At 67.3% G+C, this 26,986-nt stretch carries 20 protein-coding genes; 13 read left to right on the top strand and 7 right to left on the bottom strand.

Annotated elements, in window-relative coordinates; translation table 11 throughout:
• Positions 1–10 precede the first annotated feature (10 nt).
• Entirely contained in the window at positions 11–3,538 is a 3,528-nt protein-coding gene (locus SriyCCGPB3_RS16165) for a hybrid sensor histidine kinase/response regulator (RefSeq protein WP_350259502.1), read from the top strand.
• A 603-nt stretch (positions 3,539–4,141) separates the two neighbouring features.
• Here the strand turns inward: SriyCCGPB3_RS16165 and mdtD are convergent.
• The 5 genes from mdtD to SriyCCGPB3_RS16140 all read right to left on the bottom strand — a co-directional run bounded on the left by mdtD (position 4,142) and on the right by SriyCCGPB3_RS16140 (position 8,807).
• Complete coding sequence (gene mdtD, locus SriyCCGPB3_RS16160; RefSeq protein WP_010482759.1) at positions 4,142–5,551, bottom strand: multidrug transporter subunit MdtD; 1,410 nt, start codon at positions 5,549–5,551, stop codon at positions 4,142–4,144.
• 92 nt (positions 5,552–5,643) lie between these two features.
• Positions 5,644–6,726: a uroporphyrinogen decarboxylase gene (gene hemE / locus SriyCCGPB3_RS16155; protein WP_019336385.1), complete on the bottom strand. Its 1,083-nt coding sequence runs from the start codon at positions 6,724–6,726 to the stop codon at positions 5,644–5,646.
• Positions 6,727–6,751: 25 nt separating this feature from the next.
• Positions 6,752–6,991 (bottom strand): WGR domain-containing protein, encoded by a 240-nt coding sequence (locus SriyCCGPB3_RS16150; protein WP_032127800.1) that lies wholly within the window; start codon positions 6,989–6,991, stop codon positions 6,752–6,754.
• 164 nt (positions 6,992–7,155) lie between these two features.
• Complete coding sequence (gene aroB, locus SriyCCGPB3_RS16145) at positions 7,156–8,268, bottom strand: 3-dehydroquinate synthase (protein WP_350259501.1); 1,113 nt, start codon at positions 8,266–8,268, stop codon at positions 7,156–7,158.
• Entirely contained in the window at positions 8,265–8,807 is a 543-nt protein-coding gene (locus SriyCCGPB3_RS16140; protein WP_110713190.1) for a shikimate kinase, read from the bottom strand. The genes aroB and SriyCCGPB3_RS16140 overlap by 4 nt, the downstream gene beginning before the upstream one ends.
• 98 nt (positions 8,808–8,905) lie before the next feature.
• Between SriyCCGPB3_RS16140 and SriyCCGPB3_RS16135 the strand changes: the two genes are divergently transcribed.
• A complete protein-coding gene (locus SriyCCGPB3_RS16135; protein ID WP_005410663.1) occupies positions 8,906–9,109 on the top strand; it encodes a dodecin family protein in 204 nt (67 codons plus the stop codon).
• A 6-nt stretch (positions 9,110–9,115) separates the two neighbouring features.
• On the opposite strand, the gene SriyCCGPB3_RS16130 is transcribed toward SriyCCGPB3_RS16135, so the two are convergent.
• A complete protein-coding gene (locus SriyCCGPB3_RS16130; protein WP_110713189.1) occupies positions 9,116–9,943 on the bottom strand; it encodes a kinase in 828 nt (275 codons plus the stop codon).
• Between the two features lie 40 nt (positions 9,944–9,983).
• Here SriyCCGPB3_RS16130 and pdxH point away from each other — a divergent pair, with 40 nt between their 5' ends.
• The 3 genes from pdxH to SriyCCGPB3_RS16115 all read left to right on the top strand — a co-directional run bounded on the left by pdxH (position 9,984) and on the right by SriyCCGPB3_RS16115 (position 11,701).
• Positions 9,984–10,583 (top strand): pyridoxamine 5'-phosphate oxidase, encoded by a 600-nt coding sequence (gene pdxH, locus SriyCCGPB3_RS16125; protein ID WP_110713187.1) that lies wholly within the window; start codon positions 9,984–9,986, stop codon positions 10,581–10,583.
• On the top strand, positions 10,580–11,047 hold the full coding sequence (gene aacA / locus SriyCCGPB3_RS16120; RefSeq protein WP_350259500.1) for an aminoglycoside 6'-N-acetyltransferase: 468 nt from the start codon (positions 10,580–10,582) through the stop codon (positions 11,045–11,047). Before pdxH ends, aacA begins: the two co-directional genes overlap by 4 nt.
• A 192-nt stretch (positions 11,048–11,239) precedes the next feature.
• A complete protein-coding gene (locus tag SriyCCGPB3_RS16115; RefSeq protein ID WP_110713184.1) occupies positions 11,240–11,701 on the top strand; it encodes a DoxX family protein in 462 nt (153 codons plus the stop codon).
• 136 nt (positions 11,702–11,837) lie between these two features.
• Here SriyCCGPB3_RS16115 and prpR read toward each other — a convergent pair whose 3' ends face one another.
• Complete coding sequence (prpR, locus tag SriyCCGPB3_RS16110; RefSeq protein WP_110713182.1) at positions 11,838–13,421, bottom strand: propionate catabolism operon regulatory protein PrpR; 1,584 nt, start codon at positions 13,419–13,421, stop codon at positions 11,838–11,840.
• Between the two features lie 153 nt (positions 13,422–13,574).
• Here prpR and prpB point away from each other — a divergent pair, with 153 nt between their 5' ends.
• The 8 genes from prpB to SriyCCGPB3_RS16070 all read left to right on the top strand — a co-directional run bounded on the left by prpB (position 13,575) and on the right by SriyCCGPB3_RS16070 (position 26,981).
• A complete protein-coding gene (gene prpB, locus SriyCCGPB3_RS16105) occupies positions 13,575–14,468 on the top strand; it encodes a methylisocitrate lyase (protein WP_075677355.1) in 894 nt (297 codons plus the stop codon).
• Positions 14,469–14,504: 36 nt separating this feature from the next.
• Complete coding sequence (gene prpC, locus SriyCCGPB3_RS16100; protein WP_014038133.1) at positions 14,505–15,662, top strand: bifunctional 2-methylcitrate synthase/citrate synthase; 1,158 nt, start codon at positions 14,505–14,507, stop codon at positions 15,660–15,662.
• A gap of 97 nt (positions 15,663–15,759) precedes the next feature.
• Positions 15,760–18,378 (top strand): Fe/S-dependent 2-methylisocitrate dehydratase AcnD, encoded by a 2,619-nt coding sequence (gene acnD / locus SriyCCGPB3_RS16095; RefSeq protein WP_350259499.1) that lies wholly within the window; start codon positions 15,760–15,762, stop codon positions 18,376–18,378.
• A 100-nt stretch (positions 18,379–18,478) separates the two neighbouring features.
• Positions 18,479–18,721: a type II toxin-antitoxin system ParD family antitoxin gene (locus SriyCCGPB3_RS16090; protein ID WP_110713180.1), complete on the top strand. Its 243-nt coding sequence runs from the start codon at positions 18,479–18,481 to the stop codon at positions 18,719–18,721.
• Complete coding sequence (locus SriyCCGPB3_RS16085) at positions 18,718–19,080, top strand: type II toxin-antitoxin system RelE/ParE family toxin (RefSeq protein ID WP_164161713.1); 363 nt, start codon at positions 18,718–18,720, stop codon at positions 19,078–19,080. Before SriyCCGPB3_RS16090 ends, SriyCCGPB3_RS16085 begins: the two co-directional genes overlap by 4 nt.
• A gap of 3 nt (positions 19,081–19,083) precedes the next feature.
• Positions 19,084–20,262: a 2-methylaconitate cis-trans isomerase PrpF gene (prpF, locus tag SriyCCGPB3_RS16080; protein ID WP_110713177.1), complete on the top strand. Its 1,179-nt coding sequence runs from the start codon at positions 19,084–19,086 to the stop codon at positions 20,260–20,262.
• A 124-nt stretch (positions 20,263–20,386) separates the two neighbouring features.
• Positions 20,387–21,847 carry a bifunctional 2-methylcitrate dehydratase/aconitate hydratase gene (locus SriyCCGPB3_RS16075; RefSeq protein ID WP_350259498.1) on the top strand — a complete coding sequence of 487 codons (1,461 nt, stop codon included), beginning with the start codon at positions 20,387–20,389 and terminating at the stop codon, positions 21,845–21,847.
• A gap of 226 nt (positions 21,848–22,073) precedes the next feature.
• Positions 22,074–26,981, top strand: coding sequence for an alpha-2-macroglobulin family protein (locus tag SriyCCGPB3_RS16070; protein ID WP_164161710.1), 4,908 nt, complete (start codon positions 22,074–22,076; stop codon positions 26,979–26,981).
• The last annotated feature ends 5 nt before the right edge of the window (positions 26,982–26,986 follow it).

Raw genomic sequence — 26,986 nt, 5'->3', positions numbered from 1 at the left:
GAGGCAATCGGTGGCGTATCTGCGGGCGGCGATGCTGCTGCTGGTCCTCCTGTGCTGCCTGTCACCCGCTGCAGCGCAGCCGGTGCCGCCAAGCCCGCGCCAGGTGACGGTGTTCGACGGCCTGCCGTCCAATACCGTCAATCGCATGGCCGAAGATCGCTACGGCTACCTGTGGATCGCCACCAACGATGGCCTGGCCCGCTACGACGGACGCAACTACCGGATCTGGCGCTCGGAAGACGGGTTGCGCGACAACCGCATCTGGACGGTGCTGGTCGATGCGCGCAACCAGCTCTGGATCGGTACCGAGAATGCCGGTCTGGTGCGGATGTCGGCCGATCGCCGCCAACTGCATTTCTACGACCGCAGCAGCCAGCCGTTGATGGGCACCAACACGGTCTGGAGCCTGGCGACTACGCCCGACGGTTCGATCTGGTTCGGAACCCACGAGGGTGGGTTGTACCGACTGGACAACCAGGATCGGTTGCAGCGCTTCCTGCCGGAAGCCAACAATCCGCGCAGTCTGCCTGCGGCATCGGTTCCGTATCTGGCTACCCTGGCCGACGGCAGCCTGTGGATCGGCACCAAGCACGGCGTTGCGCGCTGGACCGGCACCGATTTCGAACGCATTGGCACCGACGTCATTCCCAGTCTCCTGATCAATGGCCTGACCACCGAGCCCGACGGCAGCCTGTGGATCAGTACGATGGCCGGCGCCATCGTGCGCCGCCCTGATGGTCGCTTCGAGGCGCCGCCGTGGAAGCTGCCTGAAGGCGAGCAGGTGCTGGGCATGATGCTGCGCGATGAACAGGGCGGGAACTGGCTGGACACCCGTACAGGCCTCGGCCGCGCGGTCGACGGCCAGTACCGGACCGTACCGCTGTACAGCGCGGTGGCACGTGGACCGGTACGGCCGAACTGGACCGGTGCCTACGAGGACCGTGAAGGCGGCATCTGGCTGGCCAGCACCAACGCCGGGCTGTGGCATCTGCTGCCCCGCTGGTGGCAGTTCTCGGTGCTGTCGCGGCTGGAGGACGATTCCCGCTCGCTGCGCAACGCCTACGTGCTGGGCACCAGCCCATCCCGGAATGGCGGCATCTGGACGGTGGGTAGCCATGGTGCGCTGGACCGCTTCGACCCGAAGACCGGCAAGATCGAACAGCACCGCACCTGGGTCAACGGCATGCACTGGCTGAGCTCGGTGCGCGAGGACCGCCGTGGACAGGTCTGGATCGGTTCGAACGATGCCCTGCTGCGCTATGACCCGGAGCAGCGCGATCTACGTCGCTGGGGCCGCGACGCCGGCGCCGACGCAACCATGGAAGGCATCATCGAGTCGATGACGACCTGTGATGGCGACAGCCTCTGGCTGATGCTGTCGTCCGGCCTGCAGCAGCGCGACCTCGACGGGCGCCTGCGCCGTCAGCTGGACAACGGCCAGCGCGGCCTGCAGCAGGGGCAGCTCAACCTCGACGTGGAATGCGGGCCGCAGGACCACATCTGGCTGGCCAGCAGCCGCGGCCTGCTGCAGTGGTTGCCGGAAAGCGAACGATTCCAGCCGGTGCCGGGTGCGCCGGCGACGGCGATCCACGCACTGCACGTGGGTGCCGATGGCCAGGTATGGCTGTCCGAGGATGGTCGCCTCTCGCGCTACCGCTGGAGCCAGGGCCGGCTGGAACGGCAGGCCGTGGTCGGCGCCGAGCAGGGCTATCCGGCGATTTCCGCGTCCGGGCTGGTGGTCGACGCGCAAGGGGTGGTCTGGGCCACCAGCGCGCGCGGCCTGGTACGGATCGGCGCCGATGGCCAGAGCGTGCGCCTGTACGGTGTGCACGATGGCCTGCCCAGCCAGGAGTTCCGCGAGCACACGCTGGTGATGTCGGAGGACGGACACCTGGTGGCCGGTACACCGGCCGGTGTGGTGGTGTTCGACCCCGAGCAGGTACGACCGTCGGTGCGGCGTGCACCGCTGGTGATCGAGCGGGTCGAGGTGCGTCGCAATGACCAGGTGCTCGACCTGACCCACGACACGCCGTTGCAGATTGCCGATGGTGATCGTGACCTGCGCATCGTCGCGCGCCTGCTGTCGTTCGCTGATTCGGCGTCCAACAGCTACCGCTACCGGCTGGCCGGCTACGACCCCGATTGGGTGGAAGTGGGACCGGCCGGTGAGCGTCTTTTCTCGCGCCTGCCACCGGGCAGTTACCGCCTGGAAGTGCAGGCGCGTTCGGCCGATCACGTCTGGTCGCGGGTGCAGAGTCTGGAGTTCCGCGTACAGCCGCCGTGGTGGCGTAGTCTGTCCGGGTTGCTGGTGCTGGCCTCGATCGCGCTGCTGCTGACCAGCTGGTTCGCCTGGCTGTATCGCCGCCGCCTGCAGCGCCGCCACGCCTATCAGCTGGCGCTGCACAAGCAGGAACTGGCTGAGCAGGCCTCGGCGGCGAAGACCCGTTTCCTGGCCAACCTCGGCCACGAAATCCGTACCCCGATGACCGGCGTGCTCGGCATGAGCGAGCTGCTGCTGGCTTCGCACCTGGATCCGCAGCAGCGCGGCTACACGCAGTCGATCCGCCACGCTGGCGAACATCTGCTGCACCTGGTCAACGATGCGCTGGACCTGGCACGCATCGAGTCCGGCCGCCTGGAGCTGCAGTCCAAGCCGTTCGCGCTGAGCTGCCTGCTGCAGGATCTGACGGCGTTGATGGGCCCGTTGGCCGCACAGAAGGGCCTGCGCTTCACCCTCGACAACCAGTTGCCCCCAGGCCTGCAGGCCACCGGCGACTCGATGCGGGTACGCCAGATCCTGCTCAACCTGCTCTCGAATGCGGTCAAGTTCACCAGCCGTGGCACCATTACCCTGCATGCACGCAGTGATGGCGAGCTGCGCGCGTTGCATTTCGAGGTACGCGACACAGGTCCGGGCATCAGCCAGGAACAGCAGCAGCGGTTGTTCCGCCGCTTCGAGCAGGCCGATGGTGCCCGCACTGCCGCGCAGTACGGTGGCAGTGGTCTGGGCCTGGCGATCTGCCGCGAACTGGCGCAGGCGATGCAGGGACGAATCCAGGTGGAGAGCCAGCTGGGCCGCGGTACCTGCTTCGGCGTGACCCTGCCGTTGCCGTTGGTGGTCGATGCCAGTGCCGAGGCCGAGGGCGAAGCGCATCGCGAGGACGTAGCCAACATGCCGCCGTTGCGGGTGCTGCTGGTCGAGGACGATGCCACCGTGGCCGACGTGGTGCGAGGCCTGTTGAGTGCGCGCGGGCATGAGGTGGTGCATGCAGGCCATGCACTGGCGGCGCTGCGCGAGATCAGCGCGGGTGATTTCGATGTCGGCCTGCTGGATCTGGACCTGCCGGGCCTGAGTGGTTTCGAACTGGCGCAGCACCTGCGCAACCAGGGCTACATGCTGCCGCTGCTGGCGGTGACCGCGCGCACTGATCCGGACCTTCAGCAGCAGGTGGAAGCGGCCGGCATCGGCGGCTTCCTGCGCAAGCCGGTGACCGGGGAACTGCTGGTCGAAGCAATTGCCAGGGTGATGGGAAGGTAGGGTTTATTGCGGGGCTTGCAGCCCTGCACCTGCAGAATCAACGCCAACGTCAACGTCAACGTCAAATGCCTGCATTCCGTGGGATGGCGGGGTGGGTCCGGTGGCGGGAGACGCCGTAAACCCGTCCCTGGGGGCTTGGCCGCGGCTTGCTGCGCACACGGCAAGACCGGGGCTGGGCATCCTGCCCAACCCGCCCGAGGCATGCCTCGGACCCATGCCGCGGACACTCCCGCCACCGGACCCACCCCGCCTTCGACAGTTTTCCGCGATCTGTCGGAGCACGGGGTCGGATCCCGTTGCTGCGCAACGGGCTCTGACCCCAATCTGGAATTCGATATCTGACAGATGTGTCGACCAAGGTCGACACCTACCAACAACCGCGCGTTCCAACAGTCGCCGTTACCCAAAGCCGCGTGAACCTGTCAGAGGTGGGGCGGTGTGGGCTTGCAGGACCGTTGGCGCCATGGATGGCGCCATCGAGCCCCCATGGACGGGTTTACGGCGTGTCCTGCAAGCCCACACCGCCGCGCCATCCCACGGAATGCTCGCTGTCGCTTCGGCTTCGGCCTCTGCGGGTGCAGGGTGCAACCCTGCCGAACCGCCTCACTCCGCGACGTGCTCGACCTGCCGTGGTTCGGGCTTGGTGTCCGGCAGCTGCCAGAAGATCATCGTCGAGGTCAGGGTGATCGCGCCCACGCACAGGAAGGTGGCGTGCAGCGCGGCGGTCGCGCTGTTGCTGTCCAGGTGATTGCCGAATGCGGCCAGCAGGCTGCCGGCGGCCGCGGCGCCGAAACCGGCGGCCAGCATCATCACCATCGACAGCAGGCTGTTGCCGGAACTGGCGAACTCGCGGTCCAGATCCCGCAGCGTCACGGTGTTCATCACGGTGAACTGCAGTGAATTGACCGCGCCGAAGAACGCCAGCTGCAGCAGGCGCCAGGCCAGATGCTGGCCGGGTGTCATCAGGATGAAGCTGGCCATCGCCAGGCCCACCAGCACGGTGTTGACCATCAGCACGCGGCGGTAGCCGTAGCGCTCGACCAGCTTCACCGCCAGCTTCTTCGACACCATTCCGGCCGCCGCCACCGGCACCATCATCAGGCCGGCATTCATCGGGCCCAGGCCGAGGCCGACCTGCAGCAGCAGCGGGATCAGCATCGGCATGGCGCTGCTGCCGATGCGCGAGAACAGGTTGCCGAGGATGCCGATGCGGTAGCTGGGCACGCGGAACAGGGCCAGCGAGAACAAGGGTGCGGTGGAGTTGGCGGCATGCAGCCAGTAACCGACCAGCGCGGCCAGGCCAGCCACGGTCATCAGCATCACCAGCGCATGTGGCGTTCCGAGCCCGGAGATGCCGTCCAGTGCCAACGACAGCACCACCATCGCGAAGGCCAGCATGATGTAGCCGCGCAGGTCGAAACGGGTGCGATGGCTGGCGTAGTGGTCGGGCATGATCTTCATCGCAGCGATGAAACCGATCACGCCGATTGGCAGGTTGATCAGGAACACCCAGTGCCACGACGCGATCTCGACCAGCCAGCCGCCCAGTGTCGGGCCGATCAACGGGCCGACCAGGGCCGGGATGGCGATGAAGCTCATCGCGCGCAGGAAATCCTCACGCGGCACCGAACGCATCACCGCCAGGCGACCGACCGGCAGCAGCATCGCACCGCCGATGCCCTGCAGCACGCGCGCACCGACCAGCTGGTGCAGGTGCTGGGCCAGCGCGCAGGCCAGCGAGCCGAGGGTGAACAGGATGATCGCCACCAGGAAGGTACGGCGGGTGCCGTAGCGGTCGGCGATCCAGCCGGAGGCGGGAATGAAGGTGGCCACCGCCAGCGCGTAGCTGAACACCACCGACTGCATCTGCAGCGGGCTCTCGCCCAGGCTGGCCGCCATCGCCGGCAAGGCCGTGTTGACGATGGTCGAGTCCAGCATCTGCATGAAGATCGCCAACGAAACCAGCCACAGCAGGGGGCGCTGGCGGTTGTAGGTCGATGGCGATGTGGACATGGGGTGCGGCCGGTGCAGCGTGGGGGCCGCCATGATCGCGCACTGCGGGTCACGGCGCGATCAACATCGCGCCGCAACCGCATGGGCATTGTTCAGCGCTGGCTGTGCGCGTGCACCGCGTCGACCAGCACCTGCACGTGCGCCGGGTCCATGTCCGGCGACATGCCGTGGCCGAGGTTGAACACATGGCCCTCGCGCGAACCACCGTTGCCGGCGGCATAGGTGTCGAGCACGCGTGCTGCAGCGGCGGCGATCGCATCCGGCGAGGCGTACAACGTGGTCGGGTCGAGGTTGCCCTGCAGGGCGACGCGGCCACCGGTGCGGCGCATCGCCTCGTCCAGGTCCAGGGTCCAGTCCAGGCCCAGCGCATCGGCGCCGGTCTGCGACAGCGCTTCCAGGTGCAGGCCGGTGCCCTTGCCGAACAGGATCAGCGGCGTGCGCTCGCTGCCTTCGCCACGCTCCAGACCCTCGGCAATCCGCTGCAGGTAGCGCAGCGAGAACTCGCGGTACATCGACGGCGACAGCACGCCGCCCCAGGTATCGAACACCTGCAGGGCCTGTGCGCCGGCCGCGCGCTGCGCGCCGAGATAGGCGATCACCGCCTCGGTGGTGACCTCCAGCAGGCGGTGCAGGGCCTGCGGATGGTTCAGTGCCATCGCCTTGATCCGCGCGAAGTCCTTGCTGCCGCCGCCTTCCACCATGTAGCAGGCCAGCGTCCACGGGCTGCCGGAGAAACCGATCAGCGGCACCTGGCCGTCCAGCTCACGGCGGATCAGGCGCACCGCGTCCATCACGTAGCCCAGGTCCTGTTCCATGTCCGGCACCGCCAGCCTGGCGATGGCTGCTTCATCACGCACCGGGTGGCGGAATTTCGGGCCCTCGCCTTCGACGAAGTACAGCTCCAGGCCCATCGCATCGGGAATGGTGAGGATGTCCGAGAACAGGATGGCCGCATCCAGCGGGAAGCGGCGCAGCGGCTGCAGGGTGACCTCGCAGGCAATCTCCGGATTCTTGGCCATGGCCAGGAAGCTGCCGGCCTTGGCCCGGGTGGCGCGGTACTCCGGCAGGTAGCGGCCGGCCTGGCGCATCAGCCAGACGGGGGTGCAGTCCACCGGTTCGCGGCGCAGGGCGCGCAGCAGGCGATCGTTGCGGAGAGGGCTGGTCACGATGGGCATTCCTTGGGCGAATGAGGCAGCGGCGTCAGTCGCCGTGCGAAAGGATCTGGAAGCCGCGATGCAGTTCGGCATCGCGGGCCTTCTCGAAGGCGTGGCGGGCTTCGTCGGCCTGCAGGAACAGCTCGCGCCGCAGCTGCGAGCGGCTGCCGACGCGACCGCTCTCGCGCAGCAGTTCCCAGCCGCCGAACAGATCCGGCTGCAGGCTCAGGCGCAGGAAGCGCGGTGCCTGCGCACCGGCGTCGGGATGTTGCAGGTAGACGTGCATGGCGCCGATTGTAGCGGGGCCAGGGTGACCCCGGCCGCAACGCGGTCGTACCGGCCGTTGGCCGGCAATCCTGCCGCGCAGCCCGGTAGTGCCGGCCGCTGGCCGGCTTCCCCGTTTGCTGAAGTTGCCGGCCAGCGGCCGGCACTACCGGACCCCGGATACGGTCAGCCCGCGCCCAGCACCTTCAGCACTGCCGCCTCATCCACGTCCGGCACCACTTCGGCGCGGCCCATGCCGCGCCACAGCACCAGGCGCAGGCGGCCGGCCACGTTCTTCTTGTCCAGCCGCATGCGGCCGAGCAAGGCCTGCGGGTCCAGTCCTGCGGGGATCGTCACCGGCAGACCCAGACGCTCCAGCAGTGCCTGCAGGCGCACGCGGTCGGCATCGTCGGCCAGGCCGAGGTCGGTGGACAGCTTTGCCGCCAGGACCATGCCCACCGCCACCGCCTCGCCATGGTTCAGCGCATCACGGCCCGGGGCGGAATAGCCCTGTTCGGTCTCGATGGCGTGGCCGAAGGTGTGTCCCAGGTTGAGCAGGGCACGCTCCCCCTTCTCGAACGGATCGCGTTCGACGATGGCGGCTTTGTGCCGGCAGCTGCGTGCAATTGCCTCGGCCAGCACCGCATCCTCGCCGGCCAGCAGCGCATCGGCGTGCTGCTGCAGCCATTCGAAGAACACCGCATCGCCCAGCGCGCCGTACTTCACCACTTCGGCCAGGCCGGCGCGCAGCTCGCGCGGCGGCAGGGTGGCCAGCACGCGGGTATCGGCGATCACCGCGCGCGGCGGATGGAACGCGCCGACCAGGTTCTTGCCGGCCGGAATGTCGACCGCGGTCTTGCCGCCCACCGATGAATCAACCATCGCCAACAGGGTGGTCGGCAGCTGCACGCAGTCCACGCCGCGCATCCAGCAGGCGGCGGCGAAACCGGCGAGGTCACCGACCACGCCGCCGCCGAGGGCGAACACGCAGGCGTCGCGGGTGGCGCCGAGCGCGGCCAGCGCTTCGATCGCGCGGCCGAATTCGGCCAGGGTCTTGGAGGCTTCGCCGGCGGCCAGCACGTGCTCGCCGACGATCAGGTCGGGGCGTGCGGCCAACAGTGTCTGCTTCACGGCGTCCAGGTAGCGCGGGGCCACTTCGCTGTCGCTGAGCAGCAGCACGTGGCGGCCGCGGACATGCGAGGCCAGCGCAGCGCCGTCGGCCTGGGCACCGGCGCCGATGGTGATGGAGTAAGGGCGGTCGCCGCCAACGGCGACCTGCAGCAGGGCGGGGGGAGTCATGCGGTCAGGTCCTGGCGCTGCCATTGCGTGGCCAGCTTGACCACCAGGTGGGCGGTCGCGTCGGCAGCGGTATACGGGTCGGTATCGAGGGTGAGGTCGGCCAGTTCGCGGTACAGCGGGTCGCGGTGAGCAGCCAGATCGTGCAGCACCTGCTCGCGGTCCGGGCGTTGCAGCAGCGGCCGGCCCTTGTCGCGGGCCAGGCGTTCCAGCTGCGCGGCCACGCTGACCCGCAGGTAGACCACGAAGCCACGCCGGGCGATCAGTGCACGGTTGCCGGGATCCAGCACCGCGCCGCCACCGGTGGAGACCAGCTGGTTACGGCCTTCCAGCACGCGCGCAAGCGCCTCGCGTTCATGGCTGCGGAAGCCGGCTTCGCCGGAGTGCTCGAAGAGGGTCGGAATGCTGGCGCCGGCGGCATCGACGATGGCCTGGTCGACATCGACGAAGTCCAGCGTGAAGCGCTCGGCCAGGCGGCGGCCGATGCAGGTTTTGCCGGCGCCCATCGGGCCGATCAGGATCAGGTTCGGAGCAGGATTCATGCCCTCTGATGCTAACACCTCCGTGCCCCGGCCTTTACGTTCTTCACGTCAGGGTAGGCGTTCCTGCGGGGTCTCCCGCGCCAGCCGGAGTACAGGCCATGACGGTCGCCAAGGTCATCGAAATCACCGCCTCCTCGCCGAAGAGCGTGGAAGACGCCGTGCGCAGCGGGCTGAAGAAGGTCTCCGAGACGGTCAAGGGCATCCAGGGCGCCTGGGTGAACGAGACCAAGGTGGTCACCAATGGCAGCGGCGAGATCACCGAATGGCGGGTCAACCTGCGGGTGACGTTCCTGGTGGAATAGGCGCGCTCAGCGCACGTCCTGTACCTGGCGCTGGCCGTCCAGCACCACCACGTGGTCGGCCAAGGCGGGCAGGGCGTGCAGTGCCTGCCGGCTGACCCGCTCGTAGTACTGCACGAAGCGCTCCAGCTGTGGCCGGCTCATGCCGTGCCGGCCCGGCTGCGCGGCCTGCAGGTTCTGTTCCTGCTGCCAGCGCCAGCGCGGTACCACCGAAAAATCCGGTGGCTGCAGGAACCACAGGCGGTCGCAGCGCTGCCACAGCGCCGGGTAGTCTCGGGCCAGCGCCTGGTTGCACCAGCGACGCCATCGGCCATCGGCGTCGGCCTCGCGTTCCAGCGCGTTCAGCGGGCTGTCCAGCGCGTCGTCGTCCTGCGCGGGCGTGCCCAGGAACCAGCCTTCGAATACCAGCAGGTCCAGCGTTTGTTGCAGCTGCGGCCATTGCGCTTCGGGCAGGCGTTCGTCGGCCAGCTTGTCGAAGCGCGGCATGGCGAAGGGCTGGCGTGCGGCCACCGCGTCCAGCACGGCATGGGCCAGCGGCAGGTCGTGGGTGCCGGGCGGGCCGCGAGTGATCAGCAGCGGATGCACCTGGCGGGCCAGTCGCTGGCGCTGTGCACGGGTGAGGTAGACGTCATCGATCGACAGCGTGGCCGCGTTCAGGCCGCGTGCCTGGGCACGCGCCACCACCTGCGCGGCCAGCGTCGATTTGCCGCTCCCCTGCAGGCCGCTGATCGCCAATACTGGAACCGCTGCACCGCTGCCCAGCGCATCATCCAGCGCCTGTTCGGCCAATGTTTCGGGGAATCCTTTCACCTGGGGCATATACGCAGCAGCGGCCATGCAGCCACAATAGCCCAATCCGTGTGAGAAGAACGCAATCATGAGCGACCTGTACGCCGAAGCCCTGTCCACGTTTGCCGGCCTGTTCGAAGAGGCCAAACAGAGCCGCGAGGTCGAGCCGAACGCGATGACCGTGGCCACCGCCGATACGCAGGGCCGTCCCTCGGCGCGCACCGTGCTGCTGAAGGCCTTCGACGAGCGTGGCTTCGTCTTCTACACCCACCTGGACAGCCACAAGGGCCAGGAGCTGCAGGCCAATCCGCAGGCCGCGCTGCTGTTCCTGTGGCGCAGCCTGCGCGAGGCCGGCATCCAGGTGCGCATCGAAGGCCGTGTCGAGCAGGTTGCCGACGCCGAGGCCGATGCCTATTTCGCCAGCCGCCCGCGCATGAGCCAGATCGGCGCCTGGGCCTCGCAGCAGTCGAAGACGTTGGCGACGCGCGAGGAATTCGACGCGCGCGTGGCCGAGATCGAAACCCGCTTCGAGGGCAAGGACGTGCCGCGCCCGGACGGCTGGAGCGGCCTGCGCGTGGTGCCTGACCGCATCGAGTTCTGGTACGGCGCGCAGTTCCGCCTGCACGAACGCTGGTGCTATGAAGCCGGTGCCGAAGGGCGCTGGAGCAAGCGCCTGCTGTACCCGTGATCGACAGCGCGCCCACGATCCGCCAGGCCACGCCGGCCGATGCGGCCGCGTGGGCGCAGTTGCGGCTGGGCCTGTGGCCCGATGCCGATGATCCGCTGGAGGAACTGGCGGAGTCGCTGGCCGATGCCGAAGGCGCGGTATTCCTCGCTTGTCTGGCCGGTGGCGAAACGGTGGGCTTTGCCGAAGTACGCCTGCGTCATGACTACGTGAATGGCACCGAGTCTTCGCCAGTCGGCTTCCTGGAAGGCTGGTACGTGCAGCCGCCGTGGCAGGGCCACGCCGTGGGCCGCGCTCTGCTGGCGGCAGTGCAGGCGTGGACGCGCGCAGCCGGCTGCAGCGAGCTGGCCTCTGACAGTCGCATGGAAGACGTACAGGCGCACGCCGCGCATCGCGCGTGTGGCTTCGAGGAAACCGAGCGCGTCGTGTATTTCCGCATGGCGTTGGATGCCGAGCTGCCCCGGTAGCCGCCAACCTTGGTTGGCGATGCTCCCGTAGTGTCGAGCCATGCTCGACTGCTGTTGCTCCGGTACGAAAAGCAGTCGAGCATGGATCGACGCTACAGGAGCAGATTGTCGCGAACCGACGGGTTCGCTTCATCTGCGAGCAGGCCAGTGACCTGCACACTCGGCTGGATGCCCTCGACTTCCGGAATTGCCATGCCCTCCTGGCGTTGCCTGTTTGCCGTGCCTCCACCGCGCCGCGGCGTGGAAGCCTTCCTGCTGCTGCTTGCCCGCATCGTCGCCGGGGTGATGTTCTGCGTGTCCGGCTGGAACAAGGTGTTCACCGACGCGGGGCGCGAGCGCATGGTGCATACGCTGGTTGATGCGGGCATTCCGTTCCCGGTGTTCAGTGCGCCGGTACTCGGCGCGATTGAATGGATCGCCGGCGGCCTGCTGGTGCTGGGTCTGTTGAGTCGCCCCTCGGCCCTGCTGCTGGCGGGTATCTGTGCGGTGGCCGCAATGACCGATGGCATCGCGCGCATTCCTGCGGGATTGAGCCTGCCCGATTGGCTGAGCTGGTTCTTCTACCTGAGCGAAGTGCCGCTGGGGGTGTTGCTGCTTTGGATTGCGGCGGTGGGGAGTGGACGGTTCGCCATCGAGGCGCGCTGGGTACGGTGAGTGCTCATCGTCCGCGCGCAGCCGGAGTGCGCCTGTAGCATTTGGTGTGTTCCGGTAGATCCACGCCATGCGTGGATGAGATGCTTGACGGAAGAGCGGTGCGAACCAAGGTTCGCACCCACCAGGCAACGAGTGGTTACAATCCCTCCGCGCGCAGCCAGCGCCATAGCGTGGTGCGTGACACGCCCAGCGACTGCGCCATGCCCTCGCGATCATTGCGATGTTCCTGCAACAGCGTTTCCAACTGCGCACGCGGCGGGCGCTTGCCGTTGCTTTCCAGTGGTAGCGCAGCGGCGCCCTCATTCACCAGTTCGGGTGCCAGCTGCAGCAGTCGCGCAGCATCAATCAGCCCTTCACCGGGCTGCCAGTGGATGCGCAGCCGATCCACCAGATTACGCAGCTCACGCACGTTGCCTGGCCAACTGGCGGCGGTCAGCACCGCCAGCGCATCCTCATCCAGTGGCGCATCGATGCCACGCAGCAGGCGGAAGAAGTGCTGCGCCAACAGTGGGATGTCACTGCGTCGCGCACGCAGCGAGGGCAGGGCGATGCGCAGCGCGGCCAGACGGTAATACAGGTCGCGGCGGAAGCTGCCGGCCGCCGCGCGCTGCTCCAGCGACTGCAGGGTGGCGGCGACCACGCGCAGGTCCACCGGTGTCGGTTCGGTGGCGCCCACGCGCAGTACTTCACGTTCTTCCAGAACCCGCAGCAGGCGGGTCTGCAGCGGCAGCGGCAGTTCGCCGATTTCGTCCAGGAACAGGGTGCCGCCATCTGCCGCCTCGACCAGGCCGACACGGCCGCCACGGCGTGCGCCGGTGAAGGCGCCATCGCTGTAGCCGAACAGCTCCGCCTCCAGCAGCGATTCGCTGATCGCGCCGCAGTTCAACGCGACGAAGCGGCCTCGACGGCCGCTGGCCGCGTGCAGCTGGCGCGCAACCAGTTCCTTGCCGGTGCCGGTTTCGCCGTTGACCAGTACGGTGCTGTCATGTGGGGCGTAGAGCGCGATCTGCGCGCGCACCTGCGCCATCGCCTCGCTGTCGCCGAGCAGTTCATGCGCGTCGGCGCGCGCTGCGGGGCGTCGGCGTGGGGTAGGCCGATTGCCGCTGGAGCGGGCCAGGGTCTGGGTCAGTTCCAGCGCATGCTCGAAGGCCTGCCGCACCGAGTCGGCCGAATACAGCAGCACCCCGGGCAGGCCGGCCTGTTCGGCGTGGTCGATGGCCATGCCGGTGCCGACGATCACTTCGATGCCGTTGGCGCGCAGGTCGGCGATGCAGTCGCGCGCGTCCTCGCGGGTGACGAAGCGCCGATGCTCGATATCCAGGCCGAAACTCTGCTGGAAGTTGCTGAACACCGGCACGTCGCTGGCGTGGGTGACCAGGCCGATGCGGCCGGCGATGCGTCGCGCGCGCGCCAGCGCCTCCATCAGGTCGAAGCCGTTGGCCTGGATCGGCACCAGCGGCAGATCCAGCCGGCCACGCAGCCAGGCGGCGTTGGAGCCGCCAGCAATCACCACATCGCAGTGCTCGCGGCGCAGGCGTTGCCCGATCACCTCCACCGCTTCCTCGAAGCCGAGGTTGATCTGTTCGATGCGCGCGCGGCGGTCGAACTCGGGAATGACGTCGCCGAGCAGGCCGGTCAGTCGCGAGACGCTGACCGTCCAGATCACCGGTCGGCCGGGGTCGGCATCGGCATGGCGCAGGGGCGAGCGGGGCAGGTACATGGCGACGGGTTCAGACGGGGTGTTTCATGATACATCTGTTTCAATGTTTCATTTGTTTCGCGGCTGCGTGTCGGTCATCCCCGTGAAATCAACTGCTTGCAGCTTGGCATGGTGCTTGCGCCTACCCATCCGTTCTTCAACCTGGATTGCCGCATGACTGCTTCCGCCCCTTTCTCCGCCGGTGCCCGTTTCCGTGAGGCGCTGGCTGCCGAATCGCCGCTGCAGGTGATCGGCGCGATCAACGCCAACCACGCCCTGCTGGCCAAGCGCGCCGGCTTTCGCGCCATCTACCTGTCGGGCGGCGGCGTTGCCGCGGGCTCGCTGGGCCTGCCGGACCTGGGCATCAACACCCTGGAAGACGTGCTGGTGGACGTGCGCCGCATCACCGATGTCTGCGACCTGCCGCTGATGGTCGACATCGATACCGGTTTCGGCCCGAGCGCGTTCAACATCGCGCGCACCGTGAAGTCGCTGATCAAGGCCGGCGCAGCCGCCTGCCACATCGAGGACCAGGTCGGCGCCAAGCGCTGCGGCCACCGCCCGGGCAAGGAGATCGTCTCGCAGGGTGAAATGGTCGACCGGGTGAAGGCGGCCGCCGATGCCAAGACCGATCCGGACTTCTTCCTGATCGCGCGCACCGACGCCATCCAGGTGGACGGCGTGGACAAGGCCATCGAGCGCGCCATCGCCTGTGTCGAGGCCGGTGCCGATGGCATCTTTGCCGAGGCCGCCTACGACCTGGAGACCTACCGCCGCTTCGTCGACGCGGTGAAGGTGCCGGTGCTGGCCAACATCACCGAATTCGGTGCCACCCCGCTGTTCAGCCGTGATGAACTGGCCTCGGCCGGCGTCGCCATCCAGCTGTTCCCGCTGTCGGCGTTCCGTGCCGCCAACAAGGCCGCCGAGAACGTCTACCAGGCGGTGCGCCGTGATGGCCACCAGCGCAATGTGGTCGAGACCATGCAGACCCGCGAAGAACTCTACGACCGCATCGGCTACCACGCGTTCGAGCAGCAGCTCGATGCACTGTTCGCCGCCAAGAAATAAGCAGTACCCTGCACCATCAAGTTTTCGGAGGGAAACATGAACGATACGACCGCAACCCCGACCTTCAAGCCGAAGAAGTCCGTCGCCCTGTCCGGCACCGCCGCCGGCAACACCGCGCTGTGCAGCGTGGGCCGCAGTGGCAACGATCTGCACTACCGTGGCTACGACATCCTGGACCTGGCCAACACCAGCGAGTTCGAGGAAATCGCCTACCTGCTGGTGCACGGCAAGCTGCCGACCCGCGCCGAGCTGGTTTCGTACAAGGCCAAGCTGAAGTCGCTGCGTGGCATCCCGGCCGCGGTGAAGGCGGCGCTGGAAGAACTGCCGCCGTCGGCGCACCCGATGGACGTGATGCGCACCGGCGTGTCCGTGCTCGGCTGCGTGGCGCCGGAGAAGGACGACCACAACCATCCGGGCGCGCGCGACATCGCCGACAAGCTGATGGCCTGCCTTGGTTCGATGCTGCTGTACTGGTACCACTGGAGCCACAACGGCCGCGCCATCGACGTGGAAACCGACGACGACTCGATCGGTGGCCACTTCCTGCACCTGCTGCACGGCGAGAAGCCGCAGGAATCGTGGGTGAAGGCGATGCACACCTCGCTGATCCTGTACGCGGAACACGAGTTCAACGCCTCGACCTTCACCTGCCGCGTCATCGCCGGTACCGGCAGCGACATGTACAGCGCGATCTGCGGTGGCATCGGCGCGCTGCGCGGCCCGAAGCACGGCGGCGCCAACGAAGTGGCGTTCGAAGTGCAGAAGCGCTACGACAACCCGGATGAGGCCGAGGAAGACATCAAGGCCCGCGTCGAGCGCAAGGAAGTGGTGATCGGTTTCGGCCACCCGGTCTACACCGTCTCCGATCCGCGCAACAAGGTGATCAAGGACGTGGCCCGCGAGCTGTCCGAAGAACAGTCCAGCATGAAGATGTACGACATCGCCGAGCGCCTGGAATCGGTGATGTGGGACATCAAGAAGATGTTCCCGAACCTGGACTGGTTCAGTGCCGTCAGCTACCACATGATGGGCGTGCCGACCGCGATGTTCACCCCGCTGTTCGTGATCGCCCGCACCGCCGGCTGGAGCGCGCACATCGTCGAGCAGCGCATCGACGGCAAGATCATCCGCCCGAGCGCCAACTACATCGGTCCGGAAGACCGCGACTTCGTCGCCATCGACAAGCGCGTCTGATCCCCCTGCTGTACCCATCCGGCCGGCCCCGTGCCGGCCGGATGCTTTCGCCGCCGCACCGCCGGCACCCGGCCCGCCTCAAGCACTCCGCCAGCCCATGAATACCGATTACCGCAAGAACCTCCCCGGCAGCACGCTGGATTATTTCGACGCGCGCGCCGCTGTCGATGCAATCCAGCCCGGCGCCTATGCCACCCTGCCATACACCTCGCGCGTGCTGGCCGAGAACCTGGTGCGCCGCTGCGATCCGGCTACGCTTGGCGATTCGCTGAAGCAGCTGATCGAGCGCCGCCGCGACCTCGACTTCCCGTGGTTCCCGGCACGCGTGGTCTGCCACGACATCCTCGGCCAGACCGCACTGGTCGACCTGGCCGGCCTGCGTGATGCGATCGCCGACAAGGGCGGTGACCCGGCCAAGGTCAATCCGGTGGTGCCGGTGCAGCTGATCGTCGATCACTCGCTGGCGGTGGAGTGCGGTGGTTTCGATCCGCAGGCGTTCGAGAAGAACCGCGCCATCGAAGATCGCCGCAACGAAGACCGTTTCCACTTCATCGACTGGACCAAGCTGGCGTTCGAGAACGTGGACGTGATTCCGCCGGGCAACGGCATCATGCACCAGATCAACCTGGAGAAGATGTCGCCGGTGGTCTACGTGCAGGACGGCGTGGCCTTCCCGGATACCTGCGTGGGCACCGACAGCCATACCCCGCACGTGGACGCGCTGGGCGTGATCGCGATTGGTGTTGGCGGCCTGGAAGCCGAGAACGTGATGCTGGGCCGCGCCTCTTGGATGCGCCTGCCGGACATCATCGGTGTCGAGCTGACCGGCAGGCCGCAGCCGGGCATCACCGCCACCGACGTGGTGCTGGCACTGACCGAGTTCCTGCGCAAGGAACGCGTGGTGGGTGCGTATCTTGAATTCTTCGGCGAGGGTGCCGCGGCACTGACCATCGGTGACCGCGCCACCATTTCCAACATGTGCCCGGAGTACGGCGCGACTGCCGCGATGTTCTACATCGACGGGCAGACCATCGATTACCTGCGCCTGACCGGCCGCGAGGAATCGCAGGTGGCGTTGGTCGAAAACTACGCACGCACCACCGGCCTGTGGGCCGATGACCTGGCCACCGCGCAGTACGAGCGTGTGCTGCGCTTCGACCTGTCCAGCGTGGTGCGCAACATGGCCGGTCCGTCGAACCCGCACAAGCGCGTGGCCACCGCCGAACTGGCCGAGCGCGGCATTGCCGACGCAGCCAAGCTGGAAGCGGGCAAGGCCGAACAGTCGCAGGGGCTGATGCCCGATGGCGCGGTGATCATCGCCGCCATCACCAGCTGCACCAACACCTCCAATCCGCGCAACGTGATCGCCGCCGCGCTGCTGGCGCGCAAGGCCAACGAACGTGGCCTGCTGCGCAAGCCGTGGGTGAAGTCCTCGCTGGCGCCGGGCTCCAAGGCGGTGCAGCTGTACCTGGAAGAATCCGGCCTGCTGCCGGACCTGGAGAAGCTGGGCTTCGGCATCGTCGCCTTCGCCTGCACCACCTGCAACGGCATGAGCGGTGCGCTGGACCCGAAGATCCAGCAGGAAATCATCGACCGCGACCTGTATTCCACCGCCGTGCTGTCGGGCAACCGCAACTTCGACGGCCGCATCCACCCGTACGCGAAGCAGGCCTTCCTGGCCTCGCCGCCGCTGGTGATCGCCTATGCCATCGCTGGCACCGTGCGCTTCGATATCGAGAAGGACGTGCTGGGCGTGGACACCGACGGCAACGAGGTGCGCCTGAAGGACATCTGGCCGAGCGACGCCGAGATCGACGCGGTGGTGAAGGCCGCGGTGAAGCCGGAGCAGTTCCGCCGTGTCTACAACCCGATGTTCAACGTGCGCGTGGAGCACGGTGCGGCGGTCAGCCCGCTGTACGACTGGCGCCCGCAGAGCACCTACATCCGCCGGCCGCCATACTGGGAGGGTGCACTGGCGGGTGAGCGCACGCTGTCTGGCATGCGCGCGCTGGCGGTGCTGCCGGACAACATCACCACCGACCATCTGTCGCCGTCCAACGCGATCCTGGCGTCCAGTGCCGCCGGTGAATACCTGGCGAAGATGGGCCTGCCGGAAGAGGACTTCAATTCGTACGCCACCCACCGCGGCGACCACCTGACCGCGCAGCGCGCCACGTTCGCCAATCCGAAGCTGTTCAACGAGATGGTGCGCAACGACGACGGCAGCGTGAAGCAGGGTTCGCTGGCGCGCGTGGAGCCGGAAGGCAAGGTCATGCGCATGTGGGAAGCGATCGAAACCTACATGGACCGCAAACAGCCGCTGATCATCATCGCCGGTGCCGACTACGGCCAGGGCAGCTCGCGTGACTGGGCCGCCAAGGGCGTGCGCCTGGCTGGCGTGGAGGCGATCGTGGCCGAAGGCTTCGAGCGCATCCACCGCACCAACCTGATCGGCATGGGCGTGCTGCCGCTGGAGTTCAAGCCGGGCACCACCCGCCTGACCCTGGGCATCGACGGCACCGAGACCTTCGACGTGGTCGGCGAGCGCACCCCGCGCGCCGACCTGACCCTGGTCATCCACCGCCGCGACGGCCAGGACGTGATCGTGCCGGTCACCTGCCGCCTGGACAGCGACGAGGAAGTGGCGATCTACGAAGCCGGTGGCGTGCTGCAGCGCTTCGCCCAGGACTTCCTGGAAGGCGCCAGGGTGGCGTGATGCCGGGCTGAATGCCTGCCCCCGGAGGCCGGGGGCGGGCTTGTCCGACACCAGGGCAGGGCGCACACTGACTTGGCAAAAACTGCCAAAGGAGAGTTTCATGGCCACCATGAACATTTCGCTGACCGATCCGCTCAAGCAGTTCGTGGACGAAGAAGTGCGCGAAGGCGGCTACTCCAGTACGTCGGACTACGTGCGTGACCTGATCCGCCAGCGTCAGCGCAGCAAGGCTGAAGCGCTGCTCAAGCAGTTGATTGCCGAGGGGCTGGCGTCGGGACCTTCGGCGCCTCTGCCGCCGGATCACTTCGACAAGCTGCGTGAGCGTGCACGGAACCGCAAGTGAAGCCCTCGCACTGGTCCCCCGCAGCGGTTCGAGATCTTGACCAGGCAGCAGGCTGGTATGCAGATCAAGGCGGAGAAGTGCTGGAAATCGGCTTCATCGATGCGGTGGAATCCGTTGTAAAGCTGATCGAGGCGCACCCGGGTGCTGGTTCCGCACTGCATGCGGATTTGTTGCCCTGCCTCGCCGCCCCGTTGCGCTTTCATCCGGTTCGTCGCTTCAACGGCTACCTGGTCTACTACGTGGAGCTACCTGGGCACGTTTCCATCGTGCGCATCTGGAATGCTTCGCGGGGCATGGAAGCACTGTTCGAAGACGAGGAGCTCAACCCCGATATTGGTTCGTCGCATCCAGGATACTGATCCATGACCTTCCTCCCGCAACTCCGTATTCCCGCCACCTACATGCGCGGCGGCACCAGCAAGGGCGTGTTCTTCCGCCTGCAGGACCTGCCCGAGGCCGCGCAGGTGCCTGGCGCCGCACGCGATGCGCTGCTGATGCGCGTGATCGGTTCGCCCGATCCGTATGGCAAGCAGACCGACGGCATGGGCGGCGCCACCTCCAGCACCAGCAAGTGCGTGATCATCTCCACTGCCTCGGTGCCTGACCACGACGTGGACTATCTGTATGGACAGGTGTCGATCGACACCGCCTTCGTCGACTGGAGCGGCAACTGCGGCAACCTCAGCACTGCGGTGGGTCCGTTCGCGATCGCCAATGGTCTGATCGATCCGGCCCGCGTGCCGCGTGACGGCCTGTGCACCGTGCGCATCTGGCAGGCCAACATCGGCAAGACCATCATCGCGCACGTGCCGATGCGCGATGGCGAAGTACAGGAGATCGGCGATTTCGAGCTGGATGGCGTGACCTTCCCGGCCGCCGAGATCCAGCTGGAATTCATCGATCCGTCCGATGACGGCGATGCGGGCGCGATGTTCCCGACCGGCAATCTGGTCGATACCCTGGAAGTGCCCGGCGTGGGTAGCTTCGAGGTGACGATGATCACCGCCGGCATCCCGACCATCTTCCTCAACGCCGCCGACCTGGGCTACACCGGCACCGAGCTGCAGCCGGCGATCAACGAGGACAAGGCCGCACTGCAGAAATTCGAGACCATCCGCGCACATGGCGCGCTGCGCATGGGTCTGATCAAGAACCTGGAAGATGCGGCGACCCGCCAGCACACGCCGAAGGTGGCCTTCGTGGCGCCGGCGCAGGACTATGTGTCGTCCAGCGGCAAGGCCATTGCGGCCTCGGCCATCGACCTGCACGCACGTGCGCTGTCGATGGGCAAGCTGCACCACGCGATGATGGGCACGGCCGCCGTGGCGATCGGTACTGCGGCGGCGATTCCGGGCACCCTGGTCAACCGTGCCGCCGGTGGTGGCGAACGCGAAGCGGTGACCTTCGGCCATCCCTCCGGCACGCTGCGCGTGGGTGCGCAGGCCGGTCTCGTTGACGGCCAGTGGACGGTGACCAAGGCCATCATGAGCCGCAGCGCCCGCGTGCTGATGGAAGGCAAGGTGCGGGTACCGGCCGAGTGATGCGTTGGTAAACGCCAACCAAGGTTGGCGACTACCGGGCCGCAGAGACCGATTGCTTTGGTAGATGCCAACCTTGGTTGGCATGGTGCACGGGCAACCGTGCACCCCAACGAGGAGATCGACGATGTCCGACAGCCACACCCCCTCCAACGAGCGTGCAGCGTGGGATGCGCTGTTGGTGGACATCGTCGATTACGTGCGCGACGCACGCATCGACTCACCGCTGGCGTTCCAGACCGCGCATCACTGCCTGCTCGACACGCTGGGCTGTGGCCTGGAGGCGCTGTCTTTCCCGGCCTGCAGCAAGCTGCTCGGTCCACTGGTGCCGGGCATCAGCGTGGTCAACGGTGCGCGTGTGCCGGGTACGCACTACGTGCTGGACCCGGTGCAGGCCGCCTTCAACCTCGGCGCGATGGTGCGCTGGCTGGATTTCAACGACACCTGGCTGGCGGCCGAATGGGGCCATCCGTCGGACAACCTGGGCGGCATCCTTGCCGTCTGCGATTGGCTGGGTCGCAACGCGCAGGCCCTGCGCCGCCCGCCGCCGACCGTGCACGACGTGCTGCTGGCGATGATCAAGGCGCACGAGATCCAGGGTGTACTGGCCCTGCAGAATTCCTTCAATCGGGTCGGGCTGGACCATGTGGTGCTGGTCAAGGTCGCCACCACCGCTGTGGTGGCGCAGCTGCTCGGGCTGGATCGCGAACGCATGCTCAATGCGCTGTCGCTGGCCTGGGTCGATGGCCAGGCGCTGCGAACCTACCGGCATGCGCCCAACACCGGCTCGCGCAAGAGCTGGGCGGCCGGCGACGCGACCAGCCGTGGCGTGCGCCTGGCGCTGATGGCGGCCAGCGGCGAGATGGGCTACCCCAGCGTGCTCAGCGCACCGACCTGGGGCTTCGAAGCGGTGTCCATGCATGGCCAGAGGCTGACGCTGGGGCGACCGCTGGGCAGCTATGTGATGGAGAACGTGCTGTTCAAGATCAGCTACCCGGCCGAGTTCCACGGCCAGACCGCGGTGGAGGCGGCGATCACGCTGCACCAGCAGTTGCGCATGATGGGGCGGCGGGTCGAGGACATCGCGCACATCGCGATCCGCACCCAGGAAGCCTGCATCCGCATCATCGACAAGCAGGGGCCGCTGCACAACCCGGCCGACCGCGACCACTGCGTGCAGTACATGGTCGCCATCGCGCTGCTGCATGGGCGGTTGGTGGCCGAGGACTATGAGGACGACGTCGCTGCCGATCCGCGCATCGACGCATTGCGCGCAAAGATGGCCTGCCACGAGGATCCGCAGCTCAGCGCCGACTACCTGGACCCGGGCAAGCGCAGCATCGCCAACGGCCTCAGCGTGCGCTTCAACGATGGCAGTGAACTGCCGGAGGTGCTGGTGGAGTACCCGCTCGGCCACGCCCGGCGCCGCGGGGAGGGCATTCCGCTGCTGATGGACAAGTTCCGCCGGCACCTGGCCCACCGCTTCCCGACCGCCCAGCAGCAGCGCATCCTGGCCGCCTCGCTGGACCCGGTGGCGCTGGCGGCGATGCCGGTGACCGACTACGTGGATCTGTACCTGCCGGGGTAGGGGGCTTCGCCGGATCTGGCGCTGCGCCTGCTTGCCGGGCACGTGGCTGCACCTGCTTTGGTAGGTGCCAACCTTGGTTGGCACGGCCGACGCCAACCAAGGTTGGCGACTACCGATCCCGCCGGCCGGCGGCCGGTGCTACCCGCGCCCGGAGCAATTGCCGAATTCGCGTCAACACCTTGACGCAGCCCGCCTATAATGGCCGCCTCGATCAAGGAGTGACGACATGAGCGGTCCGGCACGGCGGAAGCGGTGGGGATGGGCGGCGGCTGTACTGGCAGGAGGCCTGTTGCTGGGCCTGGCCGGCTGCCGCAACGACAGCGGGCAGCTGCCCAAGACCAGCGGTGAAGCGATCACCACCAAGGCCGAGCAGGTGAAGGAATTCACCCTGCTGCGCGCCTACCCGGACCAGAAGAATGACGGCCTGTCGCTGGCGCTGGAGTTCTCGCGCCCGCTGGTCGGCACCCAGGATTTCGACAAGCTGGTGCGCTTCGAAGAGAAGGTCGGCACCGACGACAGCAGCTGGACGCTGTCCGATGACGGCCTGACCCTGCGTTACCCGTTCGTCGAGGCTGGCAAGGAGTTCAGCCTGGTGGTCTCGGCCGACCTGCTCGCCGCCGATGGCAGCCGCCTGGGCAAGGAACTGAAGCAGAAGGTGTTCAGCGGCGAGCTGAAGCCGGTGGTCGGTTTCGCGTCACAGGGCAGCGTGCTGCCGGCCAAGGACAGCCGAGGCCTGCCGGTGGTCTCGGTGAACGTGCCCGAGGTCGACGTCGAGTTCCTGCGCGTGCGCGAGAAGGACCTGCCGACCTTCTTCAGCCAGTACCAGCGCGGCGGCCGCCGTGGCAGCTGGGAGCTGAGCAGCGACTACGAGCGCAGCCCGATCAACAAGCTGGCCGAGCCGGTCTACGTCAACCGCTTCATCCTCGGCGGCAAGAAGAACGAGCGGGTGCTGACCTACCTGCCGACCCAGGACATCAAGGAACTGCAGGAGCCGGGCCTGTACTTCGCCCTGCTCAAGCGCACCGGTGACTATGAAGGCGAGTTCGACACCGCGTTTTTCTCGGTCAGCGACATCGGCCTGCATACCCGTGCCTACAAGGACAAGCTGTTCGTACATACCGCCGGCCTCAAGGACGGTGCGCCGCTGAAGAACATCGACCTGCGCGTGCTGGATGCCAAGGGCGAGGTGGTGCTCAAGGGCAGCACCGACGGCAATGGCAATGCGCTGCTGAACTACACCCTGGATGCCACCCACGTGCTGGTCGCCAGCAGCGGCAAGGACACCAGCTTCCTGCCGTTCAACCAGCCGGCGCTGGACCTGAGCGAATTCGCCGTGGCCGGCCGTGACAACGCCTGGTTCGACGTCTACGCCTGGTCCGGGCGCGACCTGTATCGCCCGGGCGAAACCGTGCGCCTGTCCGCGCTGCTGCGCGACAACGACGGCAAGCCGGTCAAGGCTCAGCCGGTGTTCCTGCGCCTGAAGCAGCCCGACGGCAAGACCTTCCGCGAGACTCGCCTGCAGCCGGGCGAGCAGGGCTACATCAACTTCGAGCAGGTGATCCCCGCCGAGGCGCCGACCGGGCGCTGGCAGGTCGAGTTCCGCACCGATCCGGCCAGCAAGGAAGCGATCCAGGGCATGACCCTGCGCATCGAAGAGTTCCTGCCCGAGCGCATGAAGCTTGACCTGGACAGCGCGCAGAAGACGCTGAAGCCGGGTGAGGACCTGCGCCTGCAGGCCAATGGCGCCTATCTGTATGGCGCGCCGGCCGATGGCAACCGTTTCACCGCGCGCATGGCGGTGGCCGTCGAGCAGAAGCCGGTGGACGGCCTGCCGGGCTATTTCTTCGGTGACCCGACCCTGCAGCTGCCGCGCGAGGCCAAGGACGTGATCGATACCACGCTGCCGGCCAATGGCCAGCTGCGTGAGGACGTTGCGTTGCCGGAAGAGGCGGCCAAGGCCAAGGCACCGATCGCCGTGGTGCTGTCCGGCAGCCTGTATGAAACCGGTGGCCGCACGGTCACCCGTACCCTGAAGCGGGTGATGTGGCCGGCCAATGCGCTGGTCGGCGTGCGCCCGCTGTTCAACCCCGAGGACGGCGCCGATTCCAACGGCAATGCGCGCTTCGAACTGATGCGTGTGGATGCCGCCGGTGCGCCGCAGCCGGCCAAGGGTTTGAAGATCACCCTGGTGCGCGAACTGCGCGACTACCACTGGACTTTCAACGACAACCGCTGGGACTACGACTACACCCGCCGCTTCGAGAACAAGGAAACCCGCACCGTCGATGCCGGCAGCAGCGCGGTCGCCTTCGACTTCCCGGTGGAGTGGGGTGAGTACCGGGTGGACGTGTTCGATCCGTCCACCGGCCTGACCAGCCGCTACCCGTTCCGCGCCGGCTGGAGCTGGGGCGACGACAACCGCGGCCTGGACGCGCGCCCGGACAAGGTCAAGCTGGGCCTGGACAAGACCGGCTACAAGGCCGGTGACACCCTGGAAGTGACGGTGACCCCGCCGCATGCCGGCAAGGGCATCCTGATGGTCGAGACCGACCGCATGCTGTACGTGCAGGACATCGAGGCCAAGCCGGGTTCGACCTTCAAGATTCCGGTCACCGCCGACTGGGAACGCCACGACGTCTATATCACCGCGCTGGTGTTCCGTGGCGGCAGTGCGCCGAGCAAGATCACCCCGGCCCGTGCCGTGGGCGTGGTGCACGTGCCGATGGACCGCAAGGGCCGCACCGTGGCCGTCGGCCTGGCTGCGCCCAAGCAGATGCGCCCGGAGCAGGACCTGCCGGTGACGGTCAGCGCACCGCAGCTGGCCGGCAAGATGGCGCACGTCACCGTCTCGGCGGTGGACGTGGGCATCCTCAACATCACCCGCTTCCCGGTGCCCGATGCCGGTGCGCACTTCTTCGCCCAGCGTCGCCTCGGCATCGATGCCTACGACATCTACAGCCGGGTGATCGAGAGCTTTGATGGCGGTGCCGGCAAGCTGAAGTTCGGTGGCGACATGGCGCTGCAGGCGTTGCCGCAGGCCAAGCGCCCGACCGCGCGCGTGCAGACCGTGGACCTGTTCTCCGGCCCGGTGCAGCTCGACGCCAAGGGCATCGCCCGGATCCGCCTGAAGGTGCCGGACTTCAACGGTACCCTGCGCGTGTCGGCGTTGGTCTACAGCGATGACCAGTACGGCAAGCGCGATGTGGAAACCATCGTGCGCGCGCCGATCCTGGCCGAAGCCAGCATGCCACGCGTACTCGCCCCGGGCGACCGCAGCACGGTGACCCTGGACGTGCAGAACTTCACCGGCAAGCCGGGCCAGTTCATCGTGAAGGTGGAAAGCGAAGGCCCGTTGAACCTGGGCGAGGGCAGCCGCAGCGTGCAGTTGAATGCCGATGCCAAGACCACGCTGAGCTTCCCGCTGTCGGCGCGCGAGGGCCACAGCGTGGCCAAGGTGCGGGTGCGGGTGGACGGCAACGGCTTCAAGGCCGATCGCCGCTACGACCTGCCGGTGCGTGCGGCGTGGCCGCAGGTATTGCGTTCGCAGGTGCGTACGCTGGATCCGCTGGCCGCGGTCAGCCTCGACAACAGCCTGACCGATGGCCTGATGTCCGAGTCGGTGAATGCTCGCCTGCTGGTCAGTCCGCTGCCGCCGATTCCGTTCGCCAGTGCACTGCAGGGCGCGCTGAACTACCCGTATGGCTGTGCCGAGCAGACCACCAGCAAGGGCTACGCTGCGTTGATCCTGGACCAGGCGACGTCGTCGATGCTCGGTGCCGACGGGCTGGATGCCAAGACCCGTCGCGAGCGCATGGAAGGTGCGTTTGGCCGCCTGGCGTCGATGCAGGTGGCCAATGGCAACTTCTCGATGTGGGGTGACGACGGCTACGTGAACCCGTGGCTGACCCCGTACATCACCGAGTTCCTGCTCGACGCGAAGGACGCCGGTTTCGCGGTGCCCGACAACGTGCTGCAGAAGGCGCTCAACCGTCTCAGCGAGGATCTGCTGTCCGGCGGCAACCAGTTCTACGGCCAGGACGACCGCGAGAAGCTGAAGTTCGCCAACCAGGCCTATTCGGGCTACGTGCTGGCCCGGGTCAACCGCGCTCCGCTGGGGACGCTGCGCACGCTGTATGACAACGAGCGCAGCAAGGCGGTCGGCGGCCTGTCGCTGGTCCATCTGGGCGTGGCGCTGTCGCTGCAGGGCGATGCCAAGCGTGGCCAGGCGGCATTGGCCGCCGCCTTCGCCAAGTCCAGCAGCGAACGCCCGTCGTACTTCGGCGACTACGGAAGTGCGATCCGTGATGACGCGCTGATGATCGCGCTGACCCACGAAAACAAGCTGGCCAAGCCAGCCTGGGATGCACGTGCGGTTGACCTCGGCCGTGGCCTGGATGCGCGCCGCAATGCCGGCTGGATGTGGCTGAGCACGCAGGAACAGGTAGCGATTGCCCGCCTTGGCAAGGCACTGGCCGCCAACCAGAAGGCGCTGGTGGCCGGTGAACTGGTGATCGGCGGCACGACCGAAGCGATCGGCGAGCGCAAGCTGTTCGGCCGCAACTTCAGCGCCAGCGAGCTGGCCAGCGGCGTGCGCTTCACTCCGCAGGGGCAGCCGCCGATGTTCGCCAGCATCGACGTGGCCGGTATCCCGCGCAGCGCGCCGGCACCGGATAACAGCGTGCTGGGCGTCGAGCGCAGCTACTACGGCACCGATGGCAAACCGTGGTCGCCGCGTCCGCTGAAGGAGGGCGAAGCCCTGATCGTGCGGGTCACCGTTACCGCCGACACCACGATGCCCGATGCATTGCTGACCGACCTTTTGCCGGCCGGCCTGGAGATCGAGAACTTCAATCTGGGCGACGCCAAGCAGTGGGCCGATGTGGTGGTTGATGGCATCACCATCAGCGACCGCGGTGAAGCCGCCGACACCAAGCATGAGGAGTTCCGCGACGACCGCTATGTGGCCGCGCTGAAGCTCTCGCGTGGCAGCAAGGCCAACGTGTTCTATCTGGTGCGTGCGGTGACCCCGGGTACCTACTCGGTGCCGCCGCCGCTGGTGGAGGACATGTACCGGCCGCAGCTGCGCGGCGTCGGCCGCAGCAACCCGACCACGATCACGGTGGTACAGCCGTGACCGCG

The organism is Stenotrophomonas riyadhensis (genome assembly GCF_040256885.1).
In the GTDB taxonomy this organism is placed as follows: Bacteria; Pseudomonadota; Gammaproteobacteria; order Xanthomonadales; family Xanthomonadaceae; genus Stenotrophomonas; species Stenotrophomonas riyadhensis.
Note: the sequence above shows the minus strand (reverse complement) of the source record. Positions and strands in the feature narration are given on the sequence as shown.

What these genes read in the sequence shown, in the direction of transcription:
- acnD (WP_350259499.1), top strand. Translation starts at nt 15,760, where the DNA reads ATGAATACCGATTACCGCAAGAACCTCCCCGGCAGCACGCTGGATTAT.
- SriyCCGPB3_RS16150 (WP_032127800.1), bottom strand. Translation starts at nt 6,991, where the DNA reads ATGCACGTCTACCTGCAACATCCCGACGCCGGTGCGCAGGCACCGCGC.
- prpF (WP_110713177.1), top strand. Translation starts at nt 19,084, where the DNA reads ATGACCTTCCTCCCGCAACTCCGTATTCCCGCCACCTACATGCGCGGC.
- prpB (WP_075677355.1), top strand. Translation starts at nt 13,575, where the DNA reads ATGACTGCTTCCGCCCCTTTCTCCGCCGGTGCCCGTTTCCGTGAGGCG.
- hemE (WP_019336385.1), bottom strand. Translation starts at nt 6,726, where the DNA reads ATGCCCATCGTGACCAGCCCTCTCCGCAACGATCGCCTGCTGCGCGCC.
- SriyCCGPB3_RS16090 (WP_110713180.1), top strand. Translation starts at nt 18,479, where the DNA reads ATGGCCACCATGAACATTTCGCTGACCGATCCGCTCAAGCAGTTCGTG.
- SriyCCGPB3_RS16115 (WP_110713184.1), top strand. Translation starts at nt 11,240, where the DNA reads ATGCCCTCCTGGCGTTGCCTGTTTGCCGTGCCTCCACCGCGCCGCGGC.
- pdxH (WP_110713187.1), top strand. Translation starts at nt 9,984, where the DNA reads ATGAGCGACCTGTACGCCGAAGCCCTGTCCACGTTTGCCGGCCTGTTC.
- prpC (WP_014038133.1), top strand. Translation starts at nt 14,505, where the DNA reads ATGAACGATACGACCGCAACCCCGACCTTCAAGCCGAAGAAGTCCGTC.
- SriyCCGPB3_RS16070 (WP_164161710.1), top strand. Translation starts at nt 22,074, where the DNA reads ATGAGCGGTCCGGCACGGCGGAAGCGGTGGGGATGGGCGGCGGCTGTA.
- SriyCCGPB3_RS16075 (WP_350259498.1), top strand. Translation starts at nt 20,387, where the DNA reads ATGTCCGACAGCCACACCCCCTCCAACGAGCGTGCAGCGTGGGATGCG.
- SriyCCGPB3_RS16140 (WP_110713190.1), bottom strand. Translation starts at nt 8,807, where the DNA reads ATGAATCCTGCTCCGAACCTGATCCTGATCGGCCCGATGGGCGCCGGC.
- SriyCCGPB3_RS16130 (WP_110713189.1), bottom strand. Translation starts at nt 9,943, where the DNA reads ATGGCCGCTGCTGCGTATATGCCCCAGGTGAAAGGATTCCCCGAAACA.
- aroB (WP_350259501.1), bottom strand. Translation starts at nt 8,268, where the DNA reads ATGACTCCCCCCGCCCTGCTGCAGGTCGCCGTTGGCGGCGACCGCCCT.
- mdtD (WP_010482759.1), bottom strand. Translation starts at nt 5,551, where the DNA reads ATGTCCACATCGCCATCGACCTACAACCGCCAGCGCCCCCTGCTGTGG.
- prpR (WP_110713182.1), bottom strand. Translation starts at nt 13,421, where the DNA reads ATGTACCTGCCCCGCTCGCCCCTGCGCCATGCCGATGCCGACCCCGGC.
- SriyCCGPB3_RS16135 (WP_005410663.1), top strand. Translation starts at nt 8,906, where the DNA reads ATGACGGTCGCCAAGGTCATCGAAATCACCGCCTCCTCGCCGAAGAGC.